At 50.5% G+C, this 21,417-nt stretch carries 18 protein-coding genes; 9 read left to right on the top strand and 9 right to left on the bottom strand.

Translation table 11 applies throughout. The features are described from left to right. Positions 1-611 precede the first annotated feature (611 nt). A complete protein-coding gene (polA, locus tag JT719_RS12055; protein WP_207433594.1) occupies positions 612-3,479 on the top strand; it encodes a DNA polymerase I in 2,868 nt (955 codons plus the stop codon). A gap of 101 nt (positions 3,480-3,580) precedes the next feature. On the opposite strand, the gene JT719_RS12050 is transcribed toward polA, so the two are convergent. From JT719_RS12050 to JT719_RS12025, 6 genes are all read right to left on the bottom strand, one after another. Beyond that, complete coding sequence (locus JT719_RS12050) at positions 3,581-4,036, bottom strand: hypothetical protein (protein ID WP_207433593.1); 456 nt, start codon at positions 4,034-4,036, stop codon at positions 3,581-3,583. 477 nt (positions 4,037-4,513) lie between these two features. After that, a complete protein-coding gene (locus JT719_RS12045; RefSeq protein ID WP_207433592.1) occupies positions 4,514-4,987 on the bottom strand; it encodes a lipocalin family protein in 474 nt (157 codons plus the stop codon). Between the two features lie 532 nt (positions 4,988-5,519). Beyond that, on the bottom strand, positions 5,520-5,984 hold the full coding sequence (locus tag JT719_RS12040; protein ID WP_207433591.1) for a lipocalin-like domain-containing protein: 465 nt from the start codon (positions 5,982-5,984) through the stop codon (positions 5,520-5,522). A gap of 151 nt (positions 5,985-6,135) precedes the next feature. Continuing rightward, entirely contained in the window at positions 6,136-7,566 is a 1,431-nt protein-coding gene (locus JT719_RS12035) for an SGNH/GDSL hydrolase family protein (RefSeq protein WP_207433590.1), read from the bottom strand. An 11-nt stretch (positions 7,567-7,577) separates the two neighbouring features. Next, positions 7,578-8,819 (bottom strand): OmpP1/FadL family transporter, encoded by a 1,242-nt coding sequence (locus JT719_RS12030; protein WP_207433588.1) that lies wholly within the window; start codon positions 8,817-8,819, stop codon positions 7,578-7,580. 107 nt (positions 8,820-8,926) lie between these two features. Continuing rightward, on the bottom strand, positions 8,927-9,064 hold the full coding sequence (locus tag JT719_RS12025; RefSeq protein WP_207433586.1) for a hypothetical protein: 138 nt from the start codon (positions 9,062-9,064) through the stop codon (positions 8,927-8,929). A 24-nt stretch (positions 9,065-9,088) separates the two neighbouring features. Here JT719_RS12025 and JT719_RS12020 point away from each other — a divergent pair, with 24 nt between their 5' ends. Together JT719_RS12020 and JT719_RS12015 are read left to right on the top strand one after the other, a co-directional pair. Beyond that, on the top strand, positions 9,089-9,982 hold the full coding sequence (locus JT719_RS12020; protein ID WP_207433584.1) for an NAD(P)/FAD-dependent oxidoreductase: 894 nt from the start codon (positions 9,089-9,091) through the stop codon (positions 9,980-9,982). Positions 9,983-10,330: 348 nt separating this feature from the next. Continuing rightward, on the top strand, positions 10,331-11,524 hold the full coding sequence (locus JT719_RS12015; protein WP_207433582.1) for a T9SS type A sorting domain-containing protein: 1,194 nt from the start codon (positions 10,331-10,333) through the stop codon (positions 11,522-11,524). 93 nt (positions 11,525-11,617) lie between these two features. Here JT719_RS12015 and JT719_RS12010 read toward each other — a convergent pair whose 3' ends face one another. Beyond that, complete coding sequence (locus JT719_RS12010) at positions 11,618-12,448, bottom strand: cyanophycinase (RefSeq protein ID WP_207433580.1); 831 nt, start codon at positions 12,446-12,448, stop codon at positions 11,618-11,620. Positions 12,449-12,698: 250 nt separating this feature from the next. Between JT719_RS12010 and JT719_RS12005 the strand changes: the two genes are divergently transcribed. Together JT719_RS12005 and JT719_RS12000 are read left to right on the top strand one after the other, a co-directional pair. Next, positions 12,699-14,048: a rhodanese-like domain-containing protein gene (locus JT719_RS12005; RefSeq protein WP_207433578.1), complete on the top strand. Its 1,350-nt coding sequence runs from the start codon at positions 12,699-12,701 to the stop codon at positions 14,046-14,048. Between the two features lie 338 nt (positions 14,049-14,386). Further along, a complete protein-coding gene (locus JT719_RS12000; protein ID WP_207433576.1) occupies positions 14,387-15,193 on the top strand; it encodes a DUF481 domain-containing protein in 807 nt (268 codons plus the stop codon). Between the two features lie 112 nt (positions 15,194-15,305). Here the strand turns inward: JT719_RS12000 and arfB are convergent, their stop codons facing one another. After that, positions 15,306-15,710 (bottom strand): alternative ribosome rescue aminoacyl-tRNA hydrolase ArfB, encoded by a 405-nt coding sequence (arfB, locus tag JT719_RS11995; RefSeq protein ID WP_207433575.1) that lies wholly within the window; start codon positions 15,708-15,710, stop codon positions 15,306-15,308. A 413-nt stretch (positions 15,711-16,123) separates the two neighbouring features. Here arfB and JT719_RS11990 point away from each other — a divergent pair, with 413 nt between their 5' ends. Further along, positions 16,124-16,327, top strand: coding sequence for a hypothetical protein (locus tag JT719_RS11990; RefSeq protein ID WP_207433573.1), 204 nt, complete (start codon positions 16,124-16,126; stop codon positions 16,325-16,327). A gap of 78 nt (positions 16,328-16,405) precedes the next feature. On the opposite strand, the gene JT719_RS11985 is transcribed toward JT719_RS11990, so the two are convergent. Further along, entirely contained in the window at positions 16,406-16,954 is a 549-nt protein-coding gene (locus tag JT719_RS11985) for a hypothetical protein (RefSeq protein WP_207433571.1), read from the bottom strand. Positions 16,955-17,236: 282 nt separating this feature from the next. Here JT719_RS11985 and JT719_RS11980 point away from each other — a divergent pair, with 282 nt between their 5' ends. The 3 genes from JT719_RS11980 (at position 17,237) to JT719_RS11970 (ending at position 21,377) form a co-directional block, all read left to right on the top strand. After that, complete coding sequence (locus JT719_RS11980; protein WP_207433569.1) at positions 17,237-17,638, top strand: BlaI/MecI/CopY family transcriptional regulator; 402 nt, start codon at positions 17,237-17,239, stop codon at positions 17,636-17,638. Continuing rightward, on the top strand, positions 17,613-19,697 hold the full coding sequence (locus JT719_RS11975) for a M56 family metallopeptidase (RefSeq protein WP_207433567.1): 2,085 nt from the start codon (positions 17,613-17,615) through the stop codon (positions 19,695-19,697). The genes JT719_RS11980 and JT719_RS11975 overlap by 26 nt, the downstream gene beginning before the upstream one ends. Positions 19,698-19,898: 201 nt before the next feature. Continuing rightward, complete coding sequence (locus tag JT719_RS11970; protein WP_207433564.1) at positions 19,899-21,377, top strand: serine hydrolase domain-containing protein; 1,479 nt, start codon at positions 19,899-19,901, stop codon at positions 21,375-21,377. The last annotated feature ends 40 nt before the right edge of the window (positions 21,378-21,417 follow it).

Genomic DNA, 21,417 nt, shown 5'->3' with positions numbered 1-21,417 from the left:
GCACTTTTAGCCAAGACTAGCAGGTAGTGCCTCTCCGCTACACGTGCATTCTGAAATAGAAATTGATTTTATTTGGATAAGTTGCTGAGTGTTAAACTATAATACTTTATAAATCTAGCGATGTGATATGAAGCTAGCGCCTTACGGCAGTTACAAACTGCCATCATAGTAGGTCCAAGTCACAGACTTGAACCATGAAAAGGCAATGCGTGCAGGAGACAAGGCAGTGCCTTGTCTCTACAGGGTTCCACAATCATTCTGCCTCTTCCCCGAATCCAGTCTTTCCGTTGAGCGCCTTAGCAGGTTCCGGTGCCTACAGGCATTGCGACTGAAAGGAGCAAAGGAAGCTGGTACAGCGCGATGCGGGAAGACGGGGCCTCGCGGCCGTGAGCGCACGGAGGCTAACTATGAAACAAGCTGTCTATGAGTCACTGGATCAGCCGCCACTACGCCAGCAAAAGCAAACTACATGCACCTCAAACCACCCTGTTTCAAGCCTCTTTCCATAAAAACACTTCCAAAACAAAACCCTTCAACTTTTTACGCAAACCATAGTTTATACAATAACCACCATTGCACAGCCGCCGCTTTGCCCGTACCTTCGCTAGCCTATGAGTACACCAGACAAACGCCTGTTTCTGCTAGACGCCATGGCGCTCATCTACCGCGCCCATTTTGCGTTCAGCAAGAACCCCAGAATCAATTCCAAAGGCATGAACACCGGGGCAGCCCTGGGATTTACCAACACCCTGGTAGACCTGCTGAACCGCGAGAAGCCTACCCATATTGGCGTCTGCTATGACGCACCCTCAAAAACGTTCCGGCACGAGAACTTCGTGGAATACAAGGCCAACCGCCAGGCCATGCCCGAGGACATCGCCATTGCCATTCCGTATGTGAAGAAAATTGTGGAGGCGTTCCGCATTCCGGGCCTGATCATGGACGGTTACGAGGCCGATGACATCATCGGGACGCTGTCCTGCAAAGCCGAGAAGGCGGGGTACGATGTTTACATGATGACGCCCGACAAAGACTATTACCAACTGGTCACCGACCACGTGTTTGTTTACAAGCCGGCTTTCCTGGGCAACGCCATTGAGGTGATTGACAAACCCAAGGTGCTGGAGCGCTGGGAAATCAGCAACGTAAAGCAGGTCATTGACATTCTGGGCCTGCAGGGCGATGCCGTAGACAACATCCCAGGAATCCCCGGAATTGGCGAAAAGACCGCGAAAACGCTTATCCAACGTTTCGGGAGCGTAGAGAACCTCATCGCCAACGCGCACGAACTCAAAGGCAAGCAGCGGGAGAACGTGGAGAAATTTGCGGAGCAGGGCTTGCTGTCCAAAGAACTGGCCACCATTCACCTGGACGTGCCCATTGACTTTGACGAGGACGGCCTGCGCTACGATGGCCCGGATACCGAGAGACTAGCCGCCCTGTTTGATGAACTGGAATTCCGGCAACTGGCTACCCGCGTGCTGGGCACCGCCTCGCCGGCTGTTCCCAAACCCGTGAGCAACAAACCTACCGTGGGCAAAGGCGTGAAATCCAGCGTACCTACCGGGCAGACTTCGTTGTTTGGAGCCACTGAAGAAACCGTTGCCCCGGAGATCGGCTCGGCCGCTGAACCTACAGCAGATGAGTTCACACCGCGGGTACGCAAAACCATTGATACCACGCTGCACGAGTACCACCTGCTCACCACCCCTGAGCAACGGCAGCAGCTTTTGAAATATCTCAAACTGCAGAAGGAAATCTCTTTTGACACCGAGACCACCAGCATTGACGCCATCACGGCTCGGTTGGTAGGGATGTCGTTCTGCTACGTGCCCGGCGAGGCCTACTACATTCCGGTGCCGCCGCACGATGAGGAAGCTGCCTTTGAGATAGTGCAGGAGTTCAAAGAAGTGCTGGAAAGCCCTTCCATTGTGAAGATCGGGCAGAACATTAAGTACGATCTGGTGGTACTGCAACGCTACGGCATTGACGTGCAGGGACCGCTTTATGACACCATGCTGGCCCATTACCTGCTGGAGCCCGACATGCGCCACAACATGGATCTGCTGGCCGAGACCTACCTCAACTACACGCCCATCTCCATTGAGACGCTGCTGGGCAAAGGCAAAAACCAGCTTACTATGGACAAATTGCCGGCCCTGCAGATCTACGAGTACGCCTGCGAAGATGCCGATGTCACCTTACAACTCAAAAACTACTTTGACCCACTTCTGGAAAAACAAGGCCTGAAACGCCTCTTCAACGATGTGGAGAACCCGCTGCTGCGCGTGTTGGGTCACATGGAGCGCGAAGGCGTGAGCATTGACGCCGAAGCCCTGGCCGAGTCTTCCCAGGTGCTGCAAACCGATATTCAGGAGATAGAGCAGAAGATCTTCAACCTGGCGGGTATGGAGTTCAACATCGGTTCTCCCAAGCAGTTGGGCGAGGTGCTGTTTGACCGCATGGGCCTAGGCGGAAGCAAGATCAAGAAAACCAAAACCGGCCAGTACGCCACCGGCGAGGAGATTCTGTCCAAACTGGCCTTTGAGCACGAAATTGTGCAACTGATTCTGGACCACCGGCAACTGACCAAACTGAAGAGTACCTACGTAGATGCGCTTCCGGCCTTGGTTTGCAACGAGGATAACCGCCTGCACACCTCCTACAACCAGGCCGTGGCCGCTACCGGGCGCTTGAGTTCTACCAACCCCAACCTGCAGAACATCCCTATCCGGACGGAGAAAGGCCGCGAGATACGCAAAGCGTTTGTGCCGCGGGATGAGAACCACGTACTCCTCTCCGCCGACTACTCGCAGATTGAGTTGAGAATCATGGCGCACTTCAGCAACGATGCCACTATGAAAGAGGCCTTCCAGAATGGGCTGGACATTCACGCCTCTACGGCAGCCAAGGTGTTCCACGTGAACGTGGAGGATGTGACTTCAGACATGCGCCGGAAAGCCAAAACCATCAACTTCGGGATCATCTACGGCATCTCGGCCTTTGGTCTGGCTGAGCGTCTGGCCATTCCGCGCCGCGAAGCCGCCGAGATAATTGAAGCGTACTTCCAGGAGTTCCCAGCCGTGAAAGAGTACATGGACAGCGCCATCAACCAGGCTCGCGACCAGGAATACGTAGAAACCCTTCTGGGCCGAAGACGCTACCTGCGCGACATCAACTCGCGGAACCAGAACATACGCGGCTACGCCGAGCGAAACGCCATTAACGCGCCTATTCAGGGCACCGCCGCCGATATCATCAAGATAGCCATGATCAACATTGACCAGTGGCTGCGCGACGAGAAACTGGCCAGCCGTATGATCCTGCAGGTACACGATGAATTGGTGTTTGACGTGCTCAAAGAAGAACTGCCCGTTGTGCAGCCTAAGATTGAGGAACTCATGAAAAACGCCTTCCCGCTGAGCGTACCTATGGAAGTAGGCCTGGGCACCGGCGAAAACTGGTTACAGGCGCACTAAGCATTTTAAGCCTGTTTTGCTTAAAGAAGGCCTAAAACAGGAGACACCATAAACAGAAAGGGGAGCCATGGCTCCCCTTTCTGTTTTATATATAGCAAAGCTTATTTTGCGTTCATGGCAATGTTCTCAGTTACGGTGACATTTTGCACCTTAACGGAATAGGTCAGCTTCAGTTTACTGTTGCTCAGTTCAGAGATGGTGAAGGAGGTTTCATCTTCCATGGTCTGCCCAATCACTGATAATTGGCAGTCCCAATTTAGTTTGTCGCCTTTCACTTCATAGGAGCCTTCTGAAAAATGCTCGCCATCAACGTAGATGGTGTATTCTCCATTCTCCTTAAATTCAAAAGTTACCTCATTACCGTCGTATTCGGCTAATACGTCGTAGTCCTCCTCGTCGGTGGCTTTCACTATGTGCTCTGTTACCACCCATTCATGGTTCTGCAATTGTTTACCATCAATTCTTGGGGTTGGGTCATCTTTGTCATCTTTGCTGCAAGAAGTGAATACCAGAACGAAAGCGGCCAGCAGGGAGAGTAAATAAGATTGCTTTAACATGGTTAAGAAGATAAAGTGAAAAAGTAAATGGTTATAGGTTAGAGTAGATTGATACTGGATTGTTCTTCTTATTTCCGGCAGTACTGGGTAAGATTGCAGGATATGCTGCCAGGAGGTTGACGGATGTATTGTATAGACCAGGAAGCTCCGAAGTCCCCCTACCAAGATTTCTTAGAAAAGTGCCCTATTTTACTGAGGCATGATTGAACGCGGTTGAAGTTGGAGAAAGCACCACTGAACCGGCTGTCCTGATGCGACATCTGAGATTTACTGAGCCCAGTGGGAGAAGCGTTTTTTGATTGTTTTTTGTAAAAGTCGCCTAAACCCAGGTGTATGGGTCCAAGCTTTAGTTTGATTCTGACCTATTTGCTTTGATTAGAAAAGCCAAGAACCAACTTAGGGGAAAGCTGGTCCTTGGCTTCTAGGTGGTTATTGCTCCATAGGGGCTATTGAAGAGGAAGCCCCAACTGAGAAGGCTTATTGAGCGGTAAAGGTGATGGTTTCTTTCAAAGGCTGGCCTTGGTACGTCGCGTTTGATATAAGCCTTAACGTGTTACCGTTTATCTCAAATTCATAAGGCAGAATGTCTTCATCAGAGGATAACCAAGAGATAGTAGCTTTGTAATTCCACTCTATCTCATCGCCGTTTATTTCATAGGTGCCATCCTCTAGGTTTTCGCCATGAGAAGAAATCATATATCCTCCTTCGTCATCAAACTCCACCACAATTTCATCTACTTCAAACTCTTCATAGATGACATTAAGCACATTCTGTTCTTGCCCGTTCCCAACTTTAGCTTTCTGTGAGGTGAGTTTCCATTCTTTACCTACCAGTTTAGCTGTAGGGGTTGGCTCTGGATCCGGATCTTTTTTGTCTTTGTCTTTCTCGCAAGAAGTGAATACCAATGTGAATGCGGCTAAGATGGTAAGCAGAAACGTTTTTTTGAACATGGTTGTAGGAAATAAAAAATTAAACAAATAATGAGTTATGGTTTAGGGTAATGGTTACTCTGCCAGATCATATCCTTAAATCAATCAGTAAGTGTCAAAGGATAAGTTGCTGTTCTGTAGTAAAGACCTCATTATCAGAATATTCCCCTACGCGTAATGTTCAGGAATTTAACATAATAGGATGAAACTAGAATTTGGGCGAGTGAAGCTGGATATACCAGACCTGAATTGATGGGGCATATAATGGGGGAGAGAAGAGAAAGGAGATTGAAAAGGTGAAAGAAAGCCGTAACTGTTTGATGCTTAACAAGAATGATTCTGCTGACAGGTGAGTTTCAAGGGCTTTGCTCTTTCTTGTTGGGTGAGGTAACTATCCTTAGACCAGCAACGGCTTCGCAGCCAAGGAAGCAGTTGGTTAGGGTGTGCTGTTTTGATGGTCGTTTTCAGAAAACGGCATAAAAACAGAAAGGGGAGCCATGGCTCCCCTTTCTGTTTTTATGCGTGATAGGTACCCTCTAGTGGGTTGGCAGGTTTACTGCTGTACTGTCATTTCAAGGTTGCCGTCAAACGTGAAGCCTGAAAAAGTAGTTTCAAAATCAGCCGCAAGGGAGGTGTTGGTCAGTTCCGTTACTTGTAGTTCCAGTTCATCTACCTGTAAGGAAAGGGCCGCCCCAATTCCACTAATCCGAAGGGTGTTGCCTTCCAGTGACCAGGTGCCGGGGTTTTCCTGAGGCGCTGAATCATTACATTTTGTAGGGCCTTCGTTCATGACCAATATGCCACCAGATCTGAATTCTATGTAATTATCCCGCATGCAATCTTCAAATTCCTCATAGTAATCTATAGATCCCAGGGGCGTGGAGACCGTTAAGCCGGTAATCTGCCAGCGCTTGTTCATCAGCATTTCCTCTCTGGAAGGAGTGTCGTCGTCATCGCTGCAGGCGTTCAGGAAAAAGGTACAGCAAAACAAGAGGAGCAGAAGCGAGTAATTTTTCATAGGAATACAGATTTAGGTGGACGTATACAAATCTATCTTTTTAGCACCACATAACCGAACGGATTTACCTTGAAATAGTTGAAGCCCAAGTTGGTGCAAACGAAAAGACCAGCCGGTGAAAGCTGGTCTTTTCTGCGAGGCAGGGGCCGTATTACGGGAACAACACCGCTCTGAACTGGGTCACATCAATGGTTGGGATGGTTGAACCATACTTGGCATTGATGGCTTTGATCATCTCATTGGCAATGATGGCATACCCGCGCTGGGTTGGGTGCACCCCATCCAGAGAGAACAGGTTACCGGTGATAAACGCCGGAGAGTAAGCAACCCCGTTCTGGGTAAAGCCAGCCTGGATGCTGTTGAAGTATTGGTAAGCATCAAATATCGCCAAACCCTTAGCGTTTGCCTGTGCCTTTATGATATCATTGAAGGCAGCGGTTGCCGCATTTATTTCATTCTGTTCGGTATCATCCAATACAAAAGCGCTAGGTATCGGATTTCTTGGATCTAACCCAAAAGCTTTGGTGGTATCAATCTGGAAATTGGCAAGATAGCCCTGCAGTTGAGCTGTAGGGTTTGTTGGGTTTTGAGAAGCAGCCAATTCACGCCAGTATCTTCCGGTTGGTTGTCCAATCAAAGGGAGATACGCACTGGAAGTTAGTGTCAGGAGGATACTTCCACCAGATGCATCTTTGATAGAAGCCGGGGTGATGGTGATACGGGTTGCGGTATTTTTACTAAGGGCTGTTACACCAGTAATAGGAAGACCTTGAGCATTGGCAGCAGCCACTGCGGCAGCCAGAAGAGGTTTGGCAGTTGGACCAACAGTCGTAAAGAAAGGAACTGCCCGCACATCTGGAATAGTGGCTACAATACCTTCAGCACCATTAGCGGTCAAGGTATTAATTAATTCAGTATACAGATTAGTAAACGTTTCAACAGGGGTGAGAGCCCCCGCAAAACCTCCAGCAGTTGCATATCCTAAAACATCGTTATTGCCTAACCAAGAACTAAAGAAAGTAGGGTTACTAGCCGCAACACGTTGCAAATATGTCTGCAATTGATTTGCATCTGGCGTAATGCGCTCAAAGTACGGGTTGCCTTGGGCGCTACCATAGCCTGGAGTTTTTATATCAGCAAGTCTGATGCCCGGTATACCCAAGTTTTGCACCTCTCCAGTAAACTCGTCTTTAAAGAAAGCGCTGGTAGCTGATTCAGTAGCCAAGTTGGTGGTTACCGGCTGCAGGATAGGGGAACCGGTAGCCGTGAAACCGCTTAACCGCAGGTAGCCAGAACCGTTGCGCTGCTCATTGGAGAACAAAGGCTGCGCAAATCCACCGCCGCCCGCAAAAGAGAATTGGTTGGCCAGAATGTTAGGGTAAGAGAAAACCTGGCCTTCCAGGTACAGGCCGTTGTCCTGGTAACCGGCCGTTAGGGAGTTCCCCACGGCTACGTATTTGCTTAAATTCAAAGACCCCGCACTTACCTGTACATCATCTTCAAACTCAGGATCACAACCAGAAAAAAGAAACGCGCTGGAAAGAAGAGCCGCAGCGCCAAATTTGTAGAATATGTTCTTCATGGTACTTTAGATTAAAACTTATAGTTGAGGCCTACCCCAGGGATGTAAGCCACTGACTTGTAGGTGCCGGCCACGCCACCAGATTTGCTGGCATCATCGGTGCGCTGTTTCTTGTTGATGTACAGGAAAGAAGCATCCAGGTCTACCTTTTCGCTCAGTGCCAGGGTTAAACCGGCAGAAACACCTCTTGAGTCGGCATCTGGCGTTTCCGGGGTAAGGTAGCCTTCCTGAACCGGAGACTTGTCATAGTACGCTCCAGCACGCAGGGTAAGAATGTCAGATACCTGGTACTGTGCACCTAAACGGTAAATGAACACATCTTCATAATTGCGGGGGCTTTCAGAGAAGTTCTCACCTCTGATGGGCGCGTTATAGTCAAAACGCAGGGCTTTGTAGGCGCTCCATTGCACATGCTGGATGTCAACGGCAATAGCAAGTTTCTCGGTAGGTCTAAAGCCAATCCCCAGCGTAATGTTGGCCGGTAAAGGAAGTTTGGCATCAAACTGGGTAGCCTGGAACTGGCTTGTGATCAATGGAGAAGAAGGAAGCATGAAGGTTACATCGCCTTCTTTCACTTCCATTTCTACTTTTGATCTGTAAGTTAAACCAAGAGAGAGTTTCTCAACAGGCTGGAAGAAAACCCCCAGGTTAAAGCCGAAGCCGCTGGCATTACCGTCTAGTTCTACCTGACCCTCGGCATAGTTACTGGCTTGCAACGGAATGCTTCTCTGCAGGTTCACATTACCGGTAGAGTAGACAAAGCCTGCCCCAAAGCCTAATTTGTCTGAAATACGATAGCTGATGGTTGGCTGGATAAAAATGGCCTGCAAGGTGAGTTCATTCAACCCGAAACGTCCTTGCCACAGGTTGCCCCAGTTCACTGAACTACCATACGGAGTGTACACCCCAATCCCGAAACGCAGTGGGCTTTCTTCTTTGCCATAGGAGGCATACACCTGGAAAGGAGTGCTCAGGGGGTTATCGGTTTGGGCCGAGGAAATGCCGGGAGACGGCTCACGGTAGGCTATTTTAGCATTTAACGCACTCACACCCAGTTGAATGCCGTTCTGGCGGAGATGAGCCAAAGCACCAGGATTAAAAAAAATGCTACTCTGGTCTAAAGCCAGGCCTGTACCAGCGTGCCCCATTCCTATCTGCTTCTGCCCCTGAAGGTTGGCTTGGAAGCCTCCCGCGGTGGCTACGCCCGCTGAGAGCACAGCACTGCCCAGGAAAGCTAAAATTTTACTTTTCATGCGTTTGCCAGTTAAAATAAATGTAATTGTATCTTATTGATTTGATAATCAAATATAGAAAAACAGAATAGATATTCTAATAGTGTTATGCATAAGCACTATGTATTTTAGAAAATATTAATGGCCTGTGCTGCAAGGGATAGCAAACCCAGGAAGGAAGTTGCTGGGGCAAAGCACATTTCTGACGAAACGCCGAAAAAAGTGACGCAATTTCCATCTCTTTTTTGCCAGATGCGTTTAGCCATGACTGGTTAAGAGATATAGAGAATATGTACGACGTGTTAATTGTTGGCGGCGGGCCGGCGGGACTCAGCGCAGCCATGTTGCTGGGGCGCTGCATGCGCAAAGTGGCTTTGTTTGATTCAGGGGAGTACCGCAACTCCTACTCTCATTCTATGAACGGTTTCATCTCCCGCGATGCCACCCCGCCCGACGAGTTCCTGCGCCTGAGCCGGAAGGACCTGGAGAAGTACGAGGTAGAATTCAAGCAGAAGCGCATTGTGCGGGTCACCAAAGAGGGAGATCTCTTTACCGCCTGCGATGAAGACGACCAGGTATATCTCTCCAGAAAAGTATTACTAGCCACTGGCTTGTGTGACCGATGGCCTAAGCTACCCGGAGCAGAACCGTTCTATGGTTCCAGCATTCACCACTGCCCGTACTGCGATGGGTATGAATCCAAGAACAAGCCCCTGGCAGCCTACGGCAAGAACCGCGATGCCATCGGCCTTTCGCTCTCCCTCAAAACCTGGAGCAGTGACGTTATGCTTTTCACCGACGGCACCAACCGCCTCACCCGCGAAGACCGCGAACTCCTGGCGCGTAACAAGGTGCAGATCAATACCGCGGGCATTGAAAGACTGGAGGGGGAGGAAGGCCACTTGCAGCGCATTGTGCTCAAGAACGGACAAATTGAAAACCGGGAAGCCATGTTCTTTTCCACGGGCTCAGACCAGCGCTCAGACCTTGCCCGTCAGCTGCAATGCGATTTCACCAGCAAGGGCGTGGTAAGAACCTACAAGCACCAGCAAACCAACGTTCCGGGGCTCTATGTAGCCGGAGACGCCGCCCGAGACATGCAGTTGGTGATTGTGGCGGCGGCCGAAGGTACCAAAGCCGCCGTGGCTATCAACATGGAGTTACAGAAAGAATTCAGGCTGTAGTTTTAGCCACCAAATTATTAAAGAGAACTTTCAGGTGCGTTTCAGGGCTGCTTTATACAAAACAGGCCTGAAACGCATCTTTTTCATTTAAGCACAGAGAGCGGCAAGCTGTTTATTGCCTGTTTTTCAGGAAGGTAGGTAAAAAAATATCCTAGAGTGTATAGGGGTATTTCTTACAAAGGCTGTCAAGCAGTAACAACTTGTCCTAAAATATCTTGGCAAAAAGCAAGGTGAGTGAAGTGGAAGAGAAGCAACAGGCTGCTTTTAGGGAATAAGGACAATCCAGAAATGAGTTACATCAGATTTAGTGTCTTTATAATTCATTAAGAACCCCTTAACTCTTTGCTTATGAAAACTCTTTACATCTTGGTATTGCTTTGTGCCCTCTGCGTGAGTGCCTTTGCGCAGACCACCACCATAACCCTTCCCCGCAAGACAGAATTCTATTCTTGGGACAATCAGGCCTCTCCGCCAGCCTGGGAAGTGGCTGGTGTCTATACTACCACGTATAACAACAGAGCTCAGCAAACCGAGCAGGTGTTGACGTTTGAGGATGAGAACCAGTCCCGGGCGGTCAATACCTATGACAATTTCAGGTTAACGGAGACGCTGTTGCAGACCTGGAACCCTGAAACCAATCAGTGGATGAGTAATCTTAAATCTACTTACACATATGATGCGCAGGGCAGAATGCTGACCATCACCTCCCAATCTAACTTTGGGGCGGGCACCGGAACATTGGTTAACACAGGAAAAACCACCTATACCTACACCGGAAATGAAACCAATCCCACTATTGTAGTAAGCCAGAACTGGGATGCCACTTCAAATAGCTGGGTTAATGATGAGAGAAGCCATAATTTCATGTGGGCTACCGGTGGCGGCAACCCCGCCGGCTTTATCATGTATGAAACCCAGGAATGGGTTAATAATGCTTGGGTAAATGAGGAAAGGGTAAACAGTTCCTATGACACCAATACCCGCAAACTCACCATCACCACCGAAGAAGCCTCTGGTTCCAACTGGGAGAACGAATCCCGTGAAATCACCACCTATGATGAACGGATGAACGTAATCAACTCCCTGAGCCAAGAGTGGGATGGTAATTCCTGGGAATTTGACAGTGAGACCCAGTACGTGCTTACGTACAATACTAGCAATGTGCTCACAGAGAGAATTACCCGGCAAAGAACAACCGAAGACGAGGAACTGGAAAACTCCATAAGAGAAGTATACAGTGACTTCCAGACGTTCACCATCACAAAATCAGCAGAGCAACTGCCTCAGTCATCGTTAGCGGTATTCCCTAACCCAACCACCGATGATTTGAAGATCACCTTGAAGAGCGTGGAGTTCAAAGAAGCACAGGTAGAGTTGATCAACACCCAGGGAGTGAAAGTGTACGAGGCGGCCATTCCGCACAGATCTCTGACCAGTGGCTTACACGTAATCCCTACAGAGCACTTAGCGTCTGGGTTATACATTCTGCACATCAGAACGGACAACAATAAAGAGATTGCCCGCCGGGTCTTGAAGAATTAACCCATTGAACTATGAAAAAGCAGAAAAGCCCGGTGCTAAACGCACTGGGCTTTTTCTTTCTTATCTGGTTAAGCAGGAACCGGCAACAGCTTTCTAGGTCTTGCTGGATTCTTTCTGTTTCTGCTGAGAAACTTTCCTGAAAACCCGGTCGGCCAGGCAGTACTCATGGCCTTCTACCAGCAGGTGCATGGTAAGGTTCTCTACGGCAATGGGCTCGCCTTCTTCTACCTCGTTTATGTTGGAGTAACGCACATGCGAGGCATCCATGATGGTGACCACCCCGGTGCCAAACACCTCTACATGGTTGCACCCTTTAATGATAATGCCGGTTTCCTCACCCAGGCCTATTCCTATGAACTGAGGGCGTTTAGCAATGGCGTGGGCCAGCCGGCCAAAGCGCCCGCGTTCTGTGAAATGCGTATCAATAAACACGTTCTGGATAAAGGACAGCCCGTCGGTGGTTTTTACCTCCCCTTTCAGCAGAGAGTAATAGCCGTACCCTTCATAGATCATGCGGTTAGACATGGCTGCCGCCCCGGCACTGGTTCCGGCAATGGTGATTTCTTCCTCCATGAAGCGTTTCTGCATGAGTTGGTGCAGCTTGGTGCCGCTCAGGAACTCCTTCAACCTTAACTGGTTGCCCCCTGTAAAGAAAATCACCTCGGCGTTTTCAATACGGGAGAAATAGTCGGGTTTATCGGCTTCGTTGTCCTCGTCAATGTGCATGAACCGTACGCTGCTGCATCCCAGTTCTTCAAAGGCTTCTTTGTAGGCCTGGCCAGACTCCATAGGCTCCAGCGTAGCGGTAGTAATGACCTCAATATTAGAGTTGACGCTGCAGAGTTCAGACCTGATAAGGCTGATTAAGCCGTCATCGTCGCCGCCGCCAAGCGCTATAAGGGTTCCTTTGGGGGTTATTTGCATGATTTCCAAAAAAAGTAACGTAAAACGTAAGCCGCTCAAGCCTGCAATAGAAGACTCATTTCCACCTACGGGAGATACTGCCTTTAGATTATACCCAAGCCGGGTACTTTCTAAAATAGAGCATAAAAACAACAGGAATCAAGCAGATCTTGTTTGCGGTAAGCCCTAAGAGAAAGCAGAAGTTTGTGCCTGCCCCGGAAAGCCGTTCTCTTCAACGAGGATGGTATTCTGTACGTAAGCTTCAAGTGCTATGAAAATCGAACAATTTGAAGACAAAGGGCTAGCCCATTTCTCTTACATCGTGATGAGTGATGCCGAGATTGCCGTTATTGATCCGGCGCGAGACCCCAAGCCGTATGAAGAATACGCCATGCTTCATGATGCCAGAATTGTCGCTATCATTGAAACACACCCCCACGCCGATTTTGTAAGCGGCCACCTTGAACTCTCAGAAGCCAAACACGCCGCCATTTACGTGAGCAAGCGCGCGGGGGCCACTTACAAGCACAATCCTTTTGACGAGGGAAACACGCTTAGAGTAGGCCAGGTAACCTTGCAGGCCATCAATACGCCCGGGCACTCACCAGACAGCATCTCCATTCTGCTGCGCGATGAAGAAGGCAAAGAACACGCTGTTTTCACCGGAGACACGCTTTTTGTGGGCGATGTAGGACGGCCGGACCTACGTGAAAACGTGGGCAACGAAACCGCCGCCCGCGAGGAACTGGCCCGGCAGATGTACCGGTCTACCCGCGAGAAGCTCATGCCCCTCCCAGATTCTGTTCTGGTGTATCCGGCGCACGGAGCGGGCAGCCTCTGCGGGAAAAAGCTGAGCGATGCCAAAAGCAGCACCATCGGAAACGAGAAGGCCACCAATCCGGCGCTGCAGCCCATGACCGAAGAGGAGTTTGTAGCTTACCTTACCTCAGATCAGCCGTTCGTGCCCAAGTACTTTGAGTATGACGTGCAACTGAACCGGAAAGGAGCACCCAAGTACCTGACGTCTATCAAACAGGTGCCCATCATCGGCGCAGACCATGAACTGGACAAAGCCTGCCTCATAATAGATGCCCGCTCGCAGGAGCAGTTTAAACAAGGGCATGTGCCAGGCGCCATTAACCTGCAGGCCGGACCTAAGTTTGAGACGTGGCTAGGCTCTATTGTGTGGCCAGATGAAACGTTCTACCTCATCAGCGAGGATGAGGAGAAACTCAGGGAACTGATCGGCAGATCGGCCAGCATTGGGTATGAACCCTTAATTGCCGGAGCGTTGTCTGTGGCACCTGCGGGCACCGAGCAGGAGCCCAGGTTAGACGTAGAGCAGTTCAGAGCCCATCCAGAGGAATTCACCATTGTTGACATCCGGAACATGACCGAGGTAAAGGAGAAACCGGTTTTTGCCGGTGCCCTCGCTCTTCCGCTGCCGGAGCTAAGAGAGCGTTTAGACGAGATTCCCACTAATAAACCCATTGTGGTGCATTGCGCCAGCGGGTACCGGTCTGCTGCCGGAGCCAGCATTATTAACCAGTTCATCACCAATGTGCCGGTGTATGACTTAAGCGATGCCGTTTCTGAGTTCAATGGCGAAGAGAAGACTTAAAAGCCAGATTTCTGGAATGTCTTTTCAAGAACCCGTTTTAAGGCTGTTTTTCATAAAGCAGCTCTAAAACGGGTTTTCTGTACCCGGGGAATTGGCTGTGTATAGGCAAAGGAACAGAAAGCCTCCGGTAGATTTCTGCCGCAGAAGAACCGCCTGACCTTTGCGCCGGAACCGCGGGCTGCCCGTAAGACCTTGGCTGCTTGGGCTAAAATCCTTACCTTCGGGGTAGAGTGAAGGAGCGGACTGCGCATTTTGCAGTGACCAGACAATCAAGTCTCCGCTCCTCAGGTTCAATCAGATAAAGGCAATGTCTCTGGGTAGGCATGTCTGCTTTGCTTATGCGTTTACCATTCCGTCTTTCTTTCCTTTTTGCTACTGCTTTTCTTCTTTCTTTTTCCGTTTCCGGCCAGATTCTGAATGTTGAAAAATCCAGGGTAGACCGTGACTCATCGCACTACTTTACCGGTAAAGCCGGGGTGAACCTTAACCTGTTTAACCGGGCCGTGGGGGTGGAAGGCAGAACCGACCATTACATCGGGCTTACCGGTACCGGAAACATTGGCTATGTGTCTGAGCATAACACTTACCTGTTGCTGGCTTCTTACAACTACGTGCGGCTGAAAGGCGAAACCCAGGTAGAAACCGGCTATGTGCACGGGCGGGTGACGTTCAGGAGGCAGGAAAGATTGTCTTATGAAGCCTTCACGCAGGCCCAGTATGATTACAACCGGGGTCTGGAGTTCAGGGCTCTGGCGGGCGCGGGCATCCGGTTCACGGTTGTGCAGAAAGGCGATCTGCGGTTTAACCTGGGCACCGGCGTTATGTATGAGCATGAGCGCTGGCGCAACATGGAAGAAGACCGATACATCAGGAAAGACATCCCTAAGCTGTCAAATTACGCCAGTATCCGGTTGCCCCTGAACCCTTACCTGGAACTGAGCACCATCCATTATTACCAGGTAGGGTATGACCAGCCCGCCGGCATGGCGCGCCACCGTTTCAGCGGCGACATCTCTATTGTCACCAAGATCAACAACCGTTTCCAGCTGGTTACCAACTTCACCCATACCTACGAAAACCGCCCTATCGTTCCCATCCCCAACTACCTGTACAGCCTTACCACGGGAGTTCAGGTAAGTTTTTAGGTGATTTTTCGAGAGATCGGTAAGAGTATAATTCCGGTTTATCAATCTGCAGAAGCGGAAGACTGCGTAAAACCGTTCCTTGGCAGTTTTTAGAAAAACAGGCCTGAAATGTTCATTCCTCTCCGCCCCGGAAACCTCTGTTTGCTTTCTTCTGGCTTTGCCTTTGTTTACTCTGTAAGCGTTTCTGCACGGCCGCTTTAGAAGGGGTGGTTCTTTTGCGGGGCTTGGGCCGGTGAAGGGCTTTTTCCAGTACCTCATAGAGTTTCTGCACCACCAATTCTTTATTAGCCAGTTGGCTGCGGTCTTCCTGGCTGGCCAGATGCAAGTACCCTTCCTTGTTAAGCCGGGAGGCCAGTTTCTCTAACAGCAAATCTTTCTGTTCCTGGCTGAGGAGCGCAGAGTTCTCAATGGAAAACCACACCTCTACCCTGCTGGCCACTTTGTTGACGTTTTGTCCGCCGGGGCCACTGCTGCGCGAAGTCTGAAAAATCAATTCTGGGGTTAAATCTGGTAGCATAGAGTAAGAGTACGGGAAGAGATAGGCTAAGATAATCTCCTGCCTCAGAAAAGGCTTCTGTGGCACCGTTCCCCTGCATTCTTTCCCAGAAAATCTCAGATAATTCTTAGGTGTCCTTCAGGGCTGGTCACCCCTGCATCAAAAGTGTTCGTAAGTGGACATCTTCAGTTCATGGGTGGACACTTTTAAATGCAGGCTCTATTTGTAAATAATTAATAATCAATTACTTAACTGTTTGGCACAGCATTGGAAAAGAAACTAACCAGAGCGGGCAACCAAACAAGCAGCATCTGCATCTTTTAATTGTAACGGTTACGATGAAAACAGCAGAGAAAAGCTCTGGTTCCGCTCCGCAAGAAGCAACCAATTAGAAAAAGCAGTAGTCTATCAGTTAACCTCAAAAGAATAAAGCCATGAAAGTCATCATCCTAATGTTCGCAATGTGTATTGGTTCTGGTTTGGCCTTGAAAGACGCCTTGAGCGGCCTTAACTACAAACAAGAAGTCATCTACATCAACCAGTCAGGTAAGCGCATGCCGGCTCCCACCGCTGAGGCCGCCGAAACCGCCACTGCCTGCTCTTTTGTGATGGGCGGAAAAGTAACCTTCAGCGCCTAACAGGCCTTGTAGCAGGCGCCTTTCGGTTTTGGTTTTGTTTTCTTCCAAGTACGCCCAAAACGCAGCGCACCTGCCCGCTTAGAACCAGGAAGAATCTTTCTTCTTTTTCTTGTCTTTGCCTTTATCCTTGCCCTTTGGGCTGAAAATGCCCTTGATGATTTGACCAGGGGTAGGCGGTTTCTCCCGAACGATTACGTACCTGATGGAGAAGGCACCTCCCATATCAAACCATTCTTCGTGCCGAAGATGGATGGCAGGTTTCAGATCAGCCGAAAGCAGAAAAGGGAGTCCGTTTATTTTGTACTCTATCCCGGCGATGGCGTCAAAGCCATAGATAGCACCATAGTCTTTGAGGCGGCCACCGTGTACCCCGCCGCCCATGTAGTAATTGAAACGCTGGCCCAGCATAGGAAAATGCTGCTCTGCCAACACCGTGGCGGTAACCTGCCGGGGGGCAGCAGTCACCATTCCTTCCAGCGTGGTTTTGTCCAGAATTTTCTGCTGTACGGTCAACCCGAATTCCTCATTGCCAATTCGTAAGCCGGCAGCTGTTTTATAGCGTTGTGCCAAGGCCGGCAAACAGCTCAGAAAGCTTAAGCCCAGCCCTAGCAGTAAAGTCTTCTTCATGCGGTAAAGTACGGAAGAGTTTGCCAAACGGCTGCTCTCAAAGCAACCGACTCCAGCCCTAGGAACGAGATAAACACCTTTTTCTTTTATACCATGCGCATCTGTCTGTCCTGTACCTGTAGGGGAATTACCCTCACCTGTTTGTCTACCAGAGACATAGCGGGCGCAGCGTGCCTTTTTTTCTTAATCTACGAAAAATTTCGTGCTAACTATTTTCTTTTTACGAAAAGCTTCGTATAATTGTCTACGAAGTTAGTCGTAGATCAAGAGAGGAAAGAAACCATGGAGAACACAGCACCCCTAAAACCCACCGAAACCGAACTGGAAATCCTGCAGATCCTGTGGCAGCACGGGCCCAGCACGGTCCGGTTTGTGAACGAAGAGCAGAACAAGGTCAAGGAGACCGGCTACACCACCACCTTAAAGCTGCTGCAGATCATGTTTGAAAAGAACCTGGTCTCCCGCGATGAGGAAAGCCGCTCACACGTGTACCGCGCCGCCGTGACCGAGGATGAAACCCAGCAACGCCTCCTGGACCGTTTCCTGGACACTACTTTTCGGGGATCGGCCATGAAACTGGTGATGCAAGCCCTGGGCAATCACCGCACTACGCCAGATGAACTGAATCAAATCCGCCACCTTTTGAAAAAACTAGAAGATGACTCCTCAAACGCTGATTCATGATGTAGTACCACAGGCGGTAACCCACGCCTTAGGTTGGACCCTCCTGCACTCCCTCTGGCAAGGTGCCTTGCTGGCTTTGCTCCTGGCGGTGTTGCTCCGGCTCATGCACCGGCACTCAGCGGCCATCCGCTACCGGGTTGCCTGGGGTGGCCTTATGGCCATGCTGCTGGTTTCTGTGATCACCTACACCAGGCTGTACAACAAGGAAACGGCCATTGCCAAAAAAGCAGCGGTTTTGATTTCTGCGCCAGAAACCCAGCCCATGGAAACCATTCACCTTTTTTCGGTGCAGGCTCCTTCTACCTGGGAAAGCTCTCTGGCTAAAGGCCAGGCCTATTTTGAGCAGCATTTACCGGCCATTGTGCTACTGTGGTTGGTGGGCATGCTGCTGATGGGGCTGCGGTTACTGGGCGGCTGGGTGTACGTGCAGCGGCTTAGGTCTTACCGCACCAGTCCGGTGCCGGCCCTGTGGGTAGAAAAGGTACAGGATTTAGGCCGGGAGTTGGGCTTGCCAAGAGCCGTAAGAATGGCCGAGTCTGCCTTGATCCAGGTGCCCATGGTCATCGGGCATTTTAAACCGCTGGTGCTGCTGCCTTTGGGTACGTTGGCCGGCTTATCAGCGGCACAGGTAGAGGCTATCCTGGCCCATGAACTGTCGCACGTGCAGCGCCGCGATTATTTGTTAAACTTATTTCAAAGTGTGGTGGAGACCCTGTTTTTCTTCCACCCTGCCGTCTGGTGGATGTCTGACTGCATCCGCACCGAACGGGAACACGCCTGCGATGACCTCGCTCTTTCCCTCTGCGGCGATTCCCTCACTTATGCTTACGCGTTAACCAATCTTGAAGAACTGATGATGAAAAAGAAACCAAACTCCCCGCGTCTGGCAGTGGCGTTCTCGGGCCGCCGCCGGTCTCTGCTGAGCCGCATCACCCGGTTGGTACAGAAACCAGCCGTACGCCCTACTTTCTCTGAAGGCTTTCTGGCCAGCTGCGCCGTAGTAGCCGGTTTGCTCATTTTCTCGGCCAGCGCCAGCGCCAATTATGCCTCGGCCCAGGAACAGGAAGAAAAACCCGTTGCCCCTGCCTTTGCCCAACCCTTCACGGCACCTGTTCTTTCTGAAACCGACAGCAGCGACGAAGAACTGACCCTGCAGCAACTGGATGATGACCTGGTCATCGTGAAAAACAAAAAAGGGAAAGTGGTGGAGCTGTACGTAAACGGCCGCCGGGTGCCCAAAGGCGAGATCAGCAAGTACCAGGATCAGATTGACCAGAAACTGGCCGCTGCCAAAGAAGGCAAAACCATCCGGCGTTCTTACGAGGTGGAGGAAGCCATGCGCCGCGCCGAAGCTTCGCTTGACAGGCTGGAATCAGACGAGGATGACTTCATGCCGCCTGCACCGCCGGCCCCTAGAGCACCCAGAAGTCCTAGAACCCCGCTGCCTCCGTTGCCCAGAGGTGACTTCCAGGATATGGTAGCGCCGGTACCTCCGGTGCCACCCGTAGCACCTGTAGCTCCTTCGTCTGATGACAAAAGGGAACAGAAGCTGTACGAAAAGGCCATGAAGGAATACCAGGAACAAATGGATGAGTTTGAGGCCCGCATGGAGGAGTTTCACGCCCATCAGGAGGCCCTTATGTCCAGAACCCGTGACATGCAGGCCGAGCGCATGCGGCACCAGGAAGATCGCCAGCGAGACCATGCCAGACGCATGGAAGAGCACAACAAACGCCAGGCCGAGCACGCCGTGCGCATGAAGGAACACGAAAAGCGCATGGCCGAGCACAACGAGCGAATGAAGAAGCACGATGCCATGATGAAAGAGCTCAAAGCCGCGCTGGTGTCTGACGGGTTAATCAAATCTGCCGATGATAACTATGAACTGGAAATCAACAAGAACGGCCTGTTCATCAATGACAAAAAACAGTCTGATGCCTTGTTTGAGAAGTACAAAAAGATTTTCCAGAAAACCACCGGCGAAGACGTAGATGTCATGCTGAAGAAAGACGGAGCCAATTTCAGGATCAACAACAACTCCAGCTCCAGAACCAAATAATATTCCCCGTTCGCCAACCAAGCGAAAAACGGAAGCCCTTCCTACCGGTTTTACGGCTGTTTTCTGCAAACCAGAGCAAAAACGGGAGGAAGGGCTTTTTGTATCCTTTCCATAAACTAAGGCGAAAATACCCTCTCTTGAGGGCCAGAACATTGGCTCTCCGGGCATCGCCTTGCCTTTTCTCAACCTTTTACTCAAGCTATGAAAAAGAATATCCTTTGGGTTTTATTTCTGCTGCTGGCAGTAAACCCGCTGGCGGCACAACCGCAACTGAATGCCCAGCGGCTAGACAGCGTTGTTCAGGCGTACAAAGCTTTGGGCTATGCCGGCAACGTGCTCATCGCGCACAAGAACAAGGTGGTCTACCAGCGGTCTTACGGATTGGCCAACATAGAAACCAAGGCTCCGGTGAACACTGCCACGCTGTTCAAGATTGAGTCTTTGGGCAAAATGTTTACGGCGGTGCTGGTGTTGCAACTGGTGGAGAAAGGAAAACTGCGGTTAGACGTGCCCATCAATCAGTACCTGTCCCGGGAAGAATATGCTCTGCCGTTGATGGACAAGGTAACCGTGCACCATCTGCTCACGCATACCTCGGGCTACGCGGCTACGGCGCCCAATCCTGCCTCTAAAAGAAAGATGAACCACGTGAAACTGGCCTTCCAGGAGCCCGGCAGTCAGGCTTTGTACAGCAACGTGGGGTATGAGGTGCTGGGCGAAGTGGTGGCGCGTGTAACCGGTAAAACCTTTGAGGAAGCGTTACGGGCACGCATTCTGCAACCCGCGGGCATCAAAAACTTCTACCACAATGATAGGAACGGAAAGCTCACCAACGTGGCCCTGCCCTATAAATTCCTCTCAGAAACCAAGTACCGCCTGGTAGAGGAGAACAGGGCTGTGCAGGCGGGGCCGGATGGCGGATGGCTCACTTCCATTGAGGACCTGTTCAGGTTCTACAAAGCCTACCGGAACCACAAGTACTTCTCGGCCAATACCTGGGAGATGATCCGGACGGCGAACCAGACTGTCACGCCTCAGCCGCTTAAAACCGAGGTCTTTACCTACGGCTTAAACTGGCTGCCCTCAGGCTCCGTGGGCGAGCACCTGATTTACGGGCACAGCGGGGGCGGTATGGCTTATTCCAGCGCTCTGTACTTTGACCCTGAAACCGGATACGCCGTGATCACGCTCAGCAACACCGCCCAGAAAAGCCGGGGACCGGTGGCTAATTTCTTCAACGTGCTTAATAACCGGCCCTTGTTGCCCATTGAACCAACCACCGAGTACCAGCTCATGACCCTGATTGACCTGAACGGAATGGACCACTTTCGGAAAAATCACCCGGAATACGTCTCGCAGCTTTTGGGAAACCAACAACCGTCCTCCTTCTTCTTCACCCGGCTGATCGACAATTACCAAGAGGTGAAAGAATACCAGATGGTGTTCCCGGTGGTGGAAGTAGCCGAACAATACCTGCCCGGCCTGTCTATCTGGCACTACATGAAAGCAGATGCCCACTTCAACCTGAAGAACTTCGCGGAGGCGGAAAAAGAAAACCGGCTGGCCAAGGAAAAAGCAGAGAAAGAGGGCAGTCCCCACGTGAAATGGTACATAGACGAATTAGCCCTCAAACTGCAGAACCAGAAAGCTCAGACGGCGCAAAACGTTGCGGAACAATAGCCGGAAGCAGCTTTTAAGTTTCCTGGTATCTGCTTTCAGG

Origin of the sequence: Sabulibacter ruber, from assembly GCF_017355955.1 — a bacterium.
Lineage (GTDB): Bacteria > Bacteroidota > Bacteroidia > Cytophagales > Hymenobacteraceae > Nibribacter > Nibribacter ruber_A.
Note: the sequence above shows the minus strand (reverse complement) of the source record. Positions and strands in the feature narration are given on the sequence as shown.

Excerpts from the sequence above, each read along its gene's own strand:
- polA (WP_207433594.1), top strand. The coding sequence starts at position 612 with ATGAGTACACCAGACAAACGCCTGTTTCTGCTAGACGCCATGGCGCTC.
- JT719_RS12050 (WP_207433593.1), bottom strand. The coding sequence starts at position 4,036 with ATGTTAAAGCAATCTTATTTACTCTCCCTGCTGGCCGCTTTCGTTCTG.
- JT719_RS12045 (WP_207433592.1), bottom strand. The coding sequence starts at position 4,987 with ATGTTCAAAAAAACGTTTCTGCTTACCATCTTAGCCGCATTCACATTG.
- JT719_RS12040 (WP_207433591.1), bottom strand. The coding sequence starts at position 5,984 with ATGAAAAATTACTCGCTTCTGCTCCTCTTGTTTTGCTGTACCTTTTTC.
- JT719_RS12035 (WP_207433590.1), bottom strand. The coding sequence starts at position 7,566 with ATGAAGAACATATTCTACAAATTTGGCGCTGCGGCTCTTCTTTCCAGC.
- JT719_RS12030 (WP_207433588.1), bottom strand. The coding sequence starts at position 8,819 with ATGAAAAGTAAAATTTTAGCTTTCCTGGGCAGTGCTGTGCTCTCAGCG.
- JT719_RS12025 (WP_207433586.1), bottom strand. The coding sequence starts at position 9,064 with ATGGCTAAACGCATCTGGCAAAAAAGAGATGGAAATTGCGTCACTTTT.
- JT719_RS12020 (WP_207433584.1), top strand. The coding sequence starts at position 9,089 with ATGTACGACGTGTTAATTGTTGGCGGCGGGCCGGCGGGACTCAGCGCA.
- JT719_RS12015 (WP_207433582.1), top strand. The coding sequence starts at position 10,331 with ATGAAAACTCTTTACATCTTGGTATTGCTTTGTGCCCTCTGCGTGAGT.
- JT719_RS12010 (WP_207433580.1), bottom strand. The coding sequence starts at position 12,448 with ATGCAAATAACCCCCAAAGGAACCCTTATAGCGCTTGGCGGCGGCGAC.
- JT719_RS12005 (WP_207433578.1), top strand. The coding sequence starts at position 12,699 with ATGAAAATCGAACAATTTGAAGACAAAGGGCTAGCCCATTTCTCTTAC.
- JT719_RS12000 (WP_207433576.1), top strand. The coding sequence starts at position 14,387 with ATGCGTTTACCATTCCGTCTTTCTTTCCTTTTTGCTACTGCTTTTCTT.
- arfB (WP_207433575.1), bottom strand. The coding sequence starts at position 15,710 with ATGCTACCAGATTTAACCCCAGAATTGATTTTTCAGACTTCGCGCAGC.
- JT719_RS11990 (WP_207433573.1), top strand. The coding sequence starts at position 16,124 with ATGAAAGTCATCATCCTAATGTTCGCAATGTGTATTGGTTCTGGTTTG.
- JT719_RS11985 (WP_207433571.1), bottom strand. The coding sequence starts at position 16,954 with ATGAAGAAGACTTTACTGCTAGGGCTGGGCTTAAGCTTTCTGAGCTGT.
- JT719_RS11980 (WP_207433569.1), top strand. The coding sequence starts at position 17,237 with ATGGAGAACACAGCACCCCTAAAACCCACCGAAACCGAACTGGAAATC.
- JT719_RS11975 (WP_207433567.1), top strand. The coding sequence starts at position 17,613 with ATGACTCCTCAAACGCTGATTCATGATGTAGTACCACAGGCGGTAACC.
- JT719_RS11970 (WP_207433564.1), top strand. The coding sequence starts at position 19,899 with ATGAAAAAGAATATCCTTTGGGTTTTATTTCTGCTGCTGGCAGTAAAC.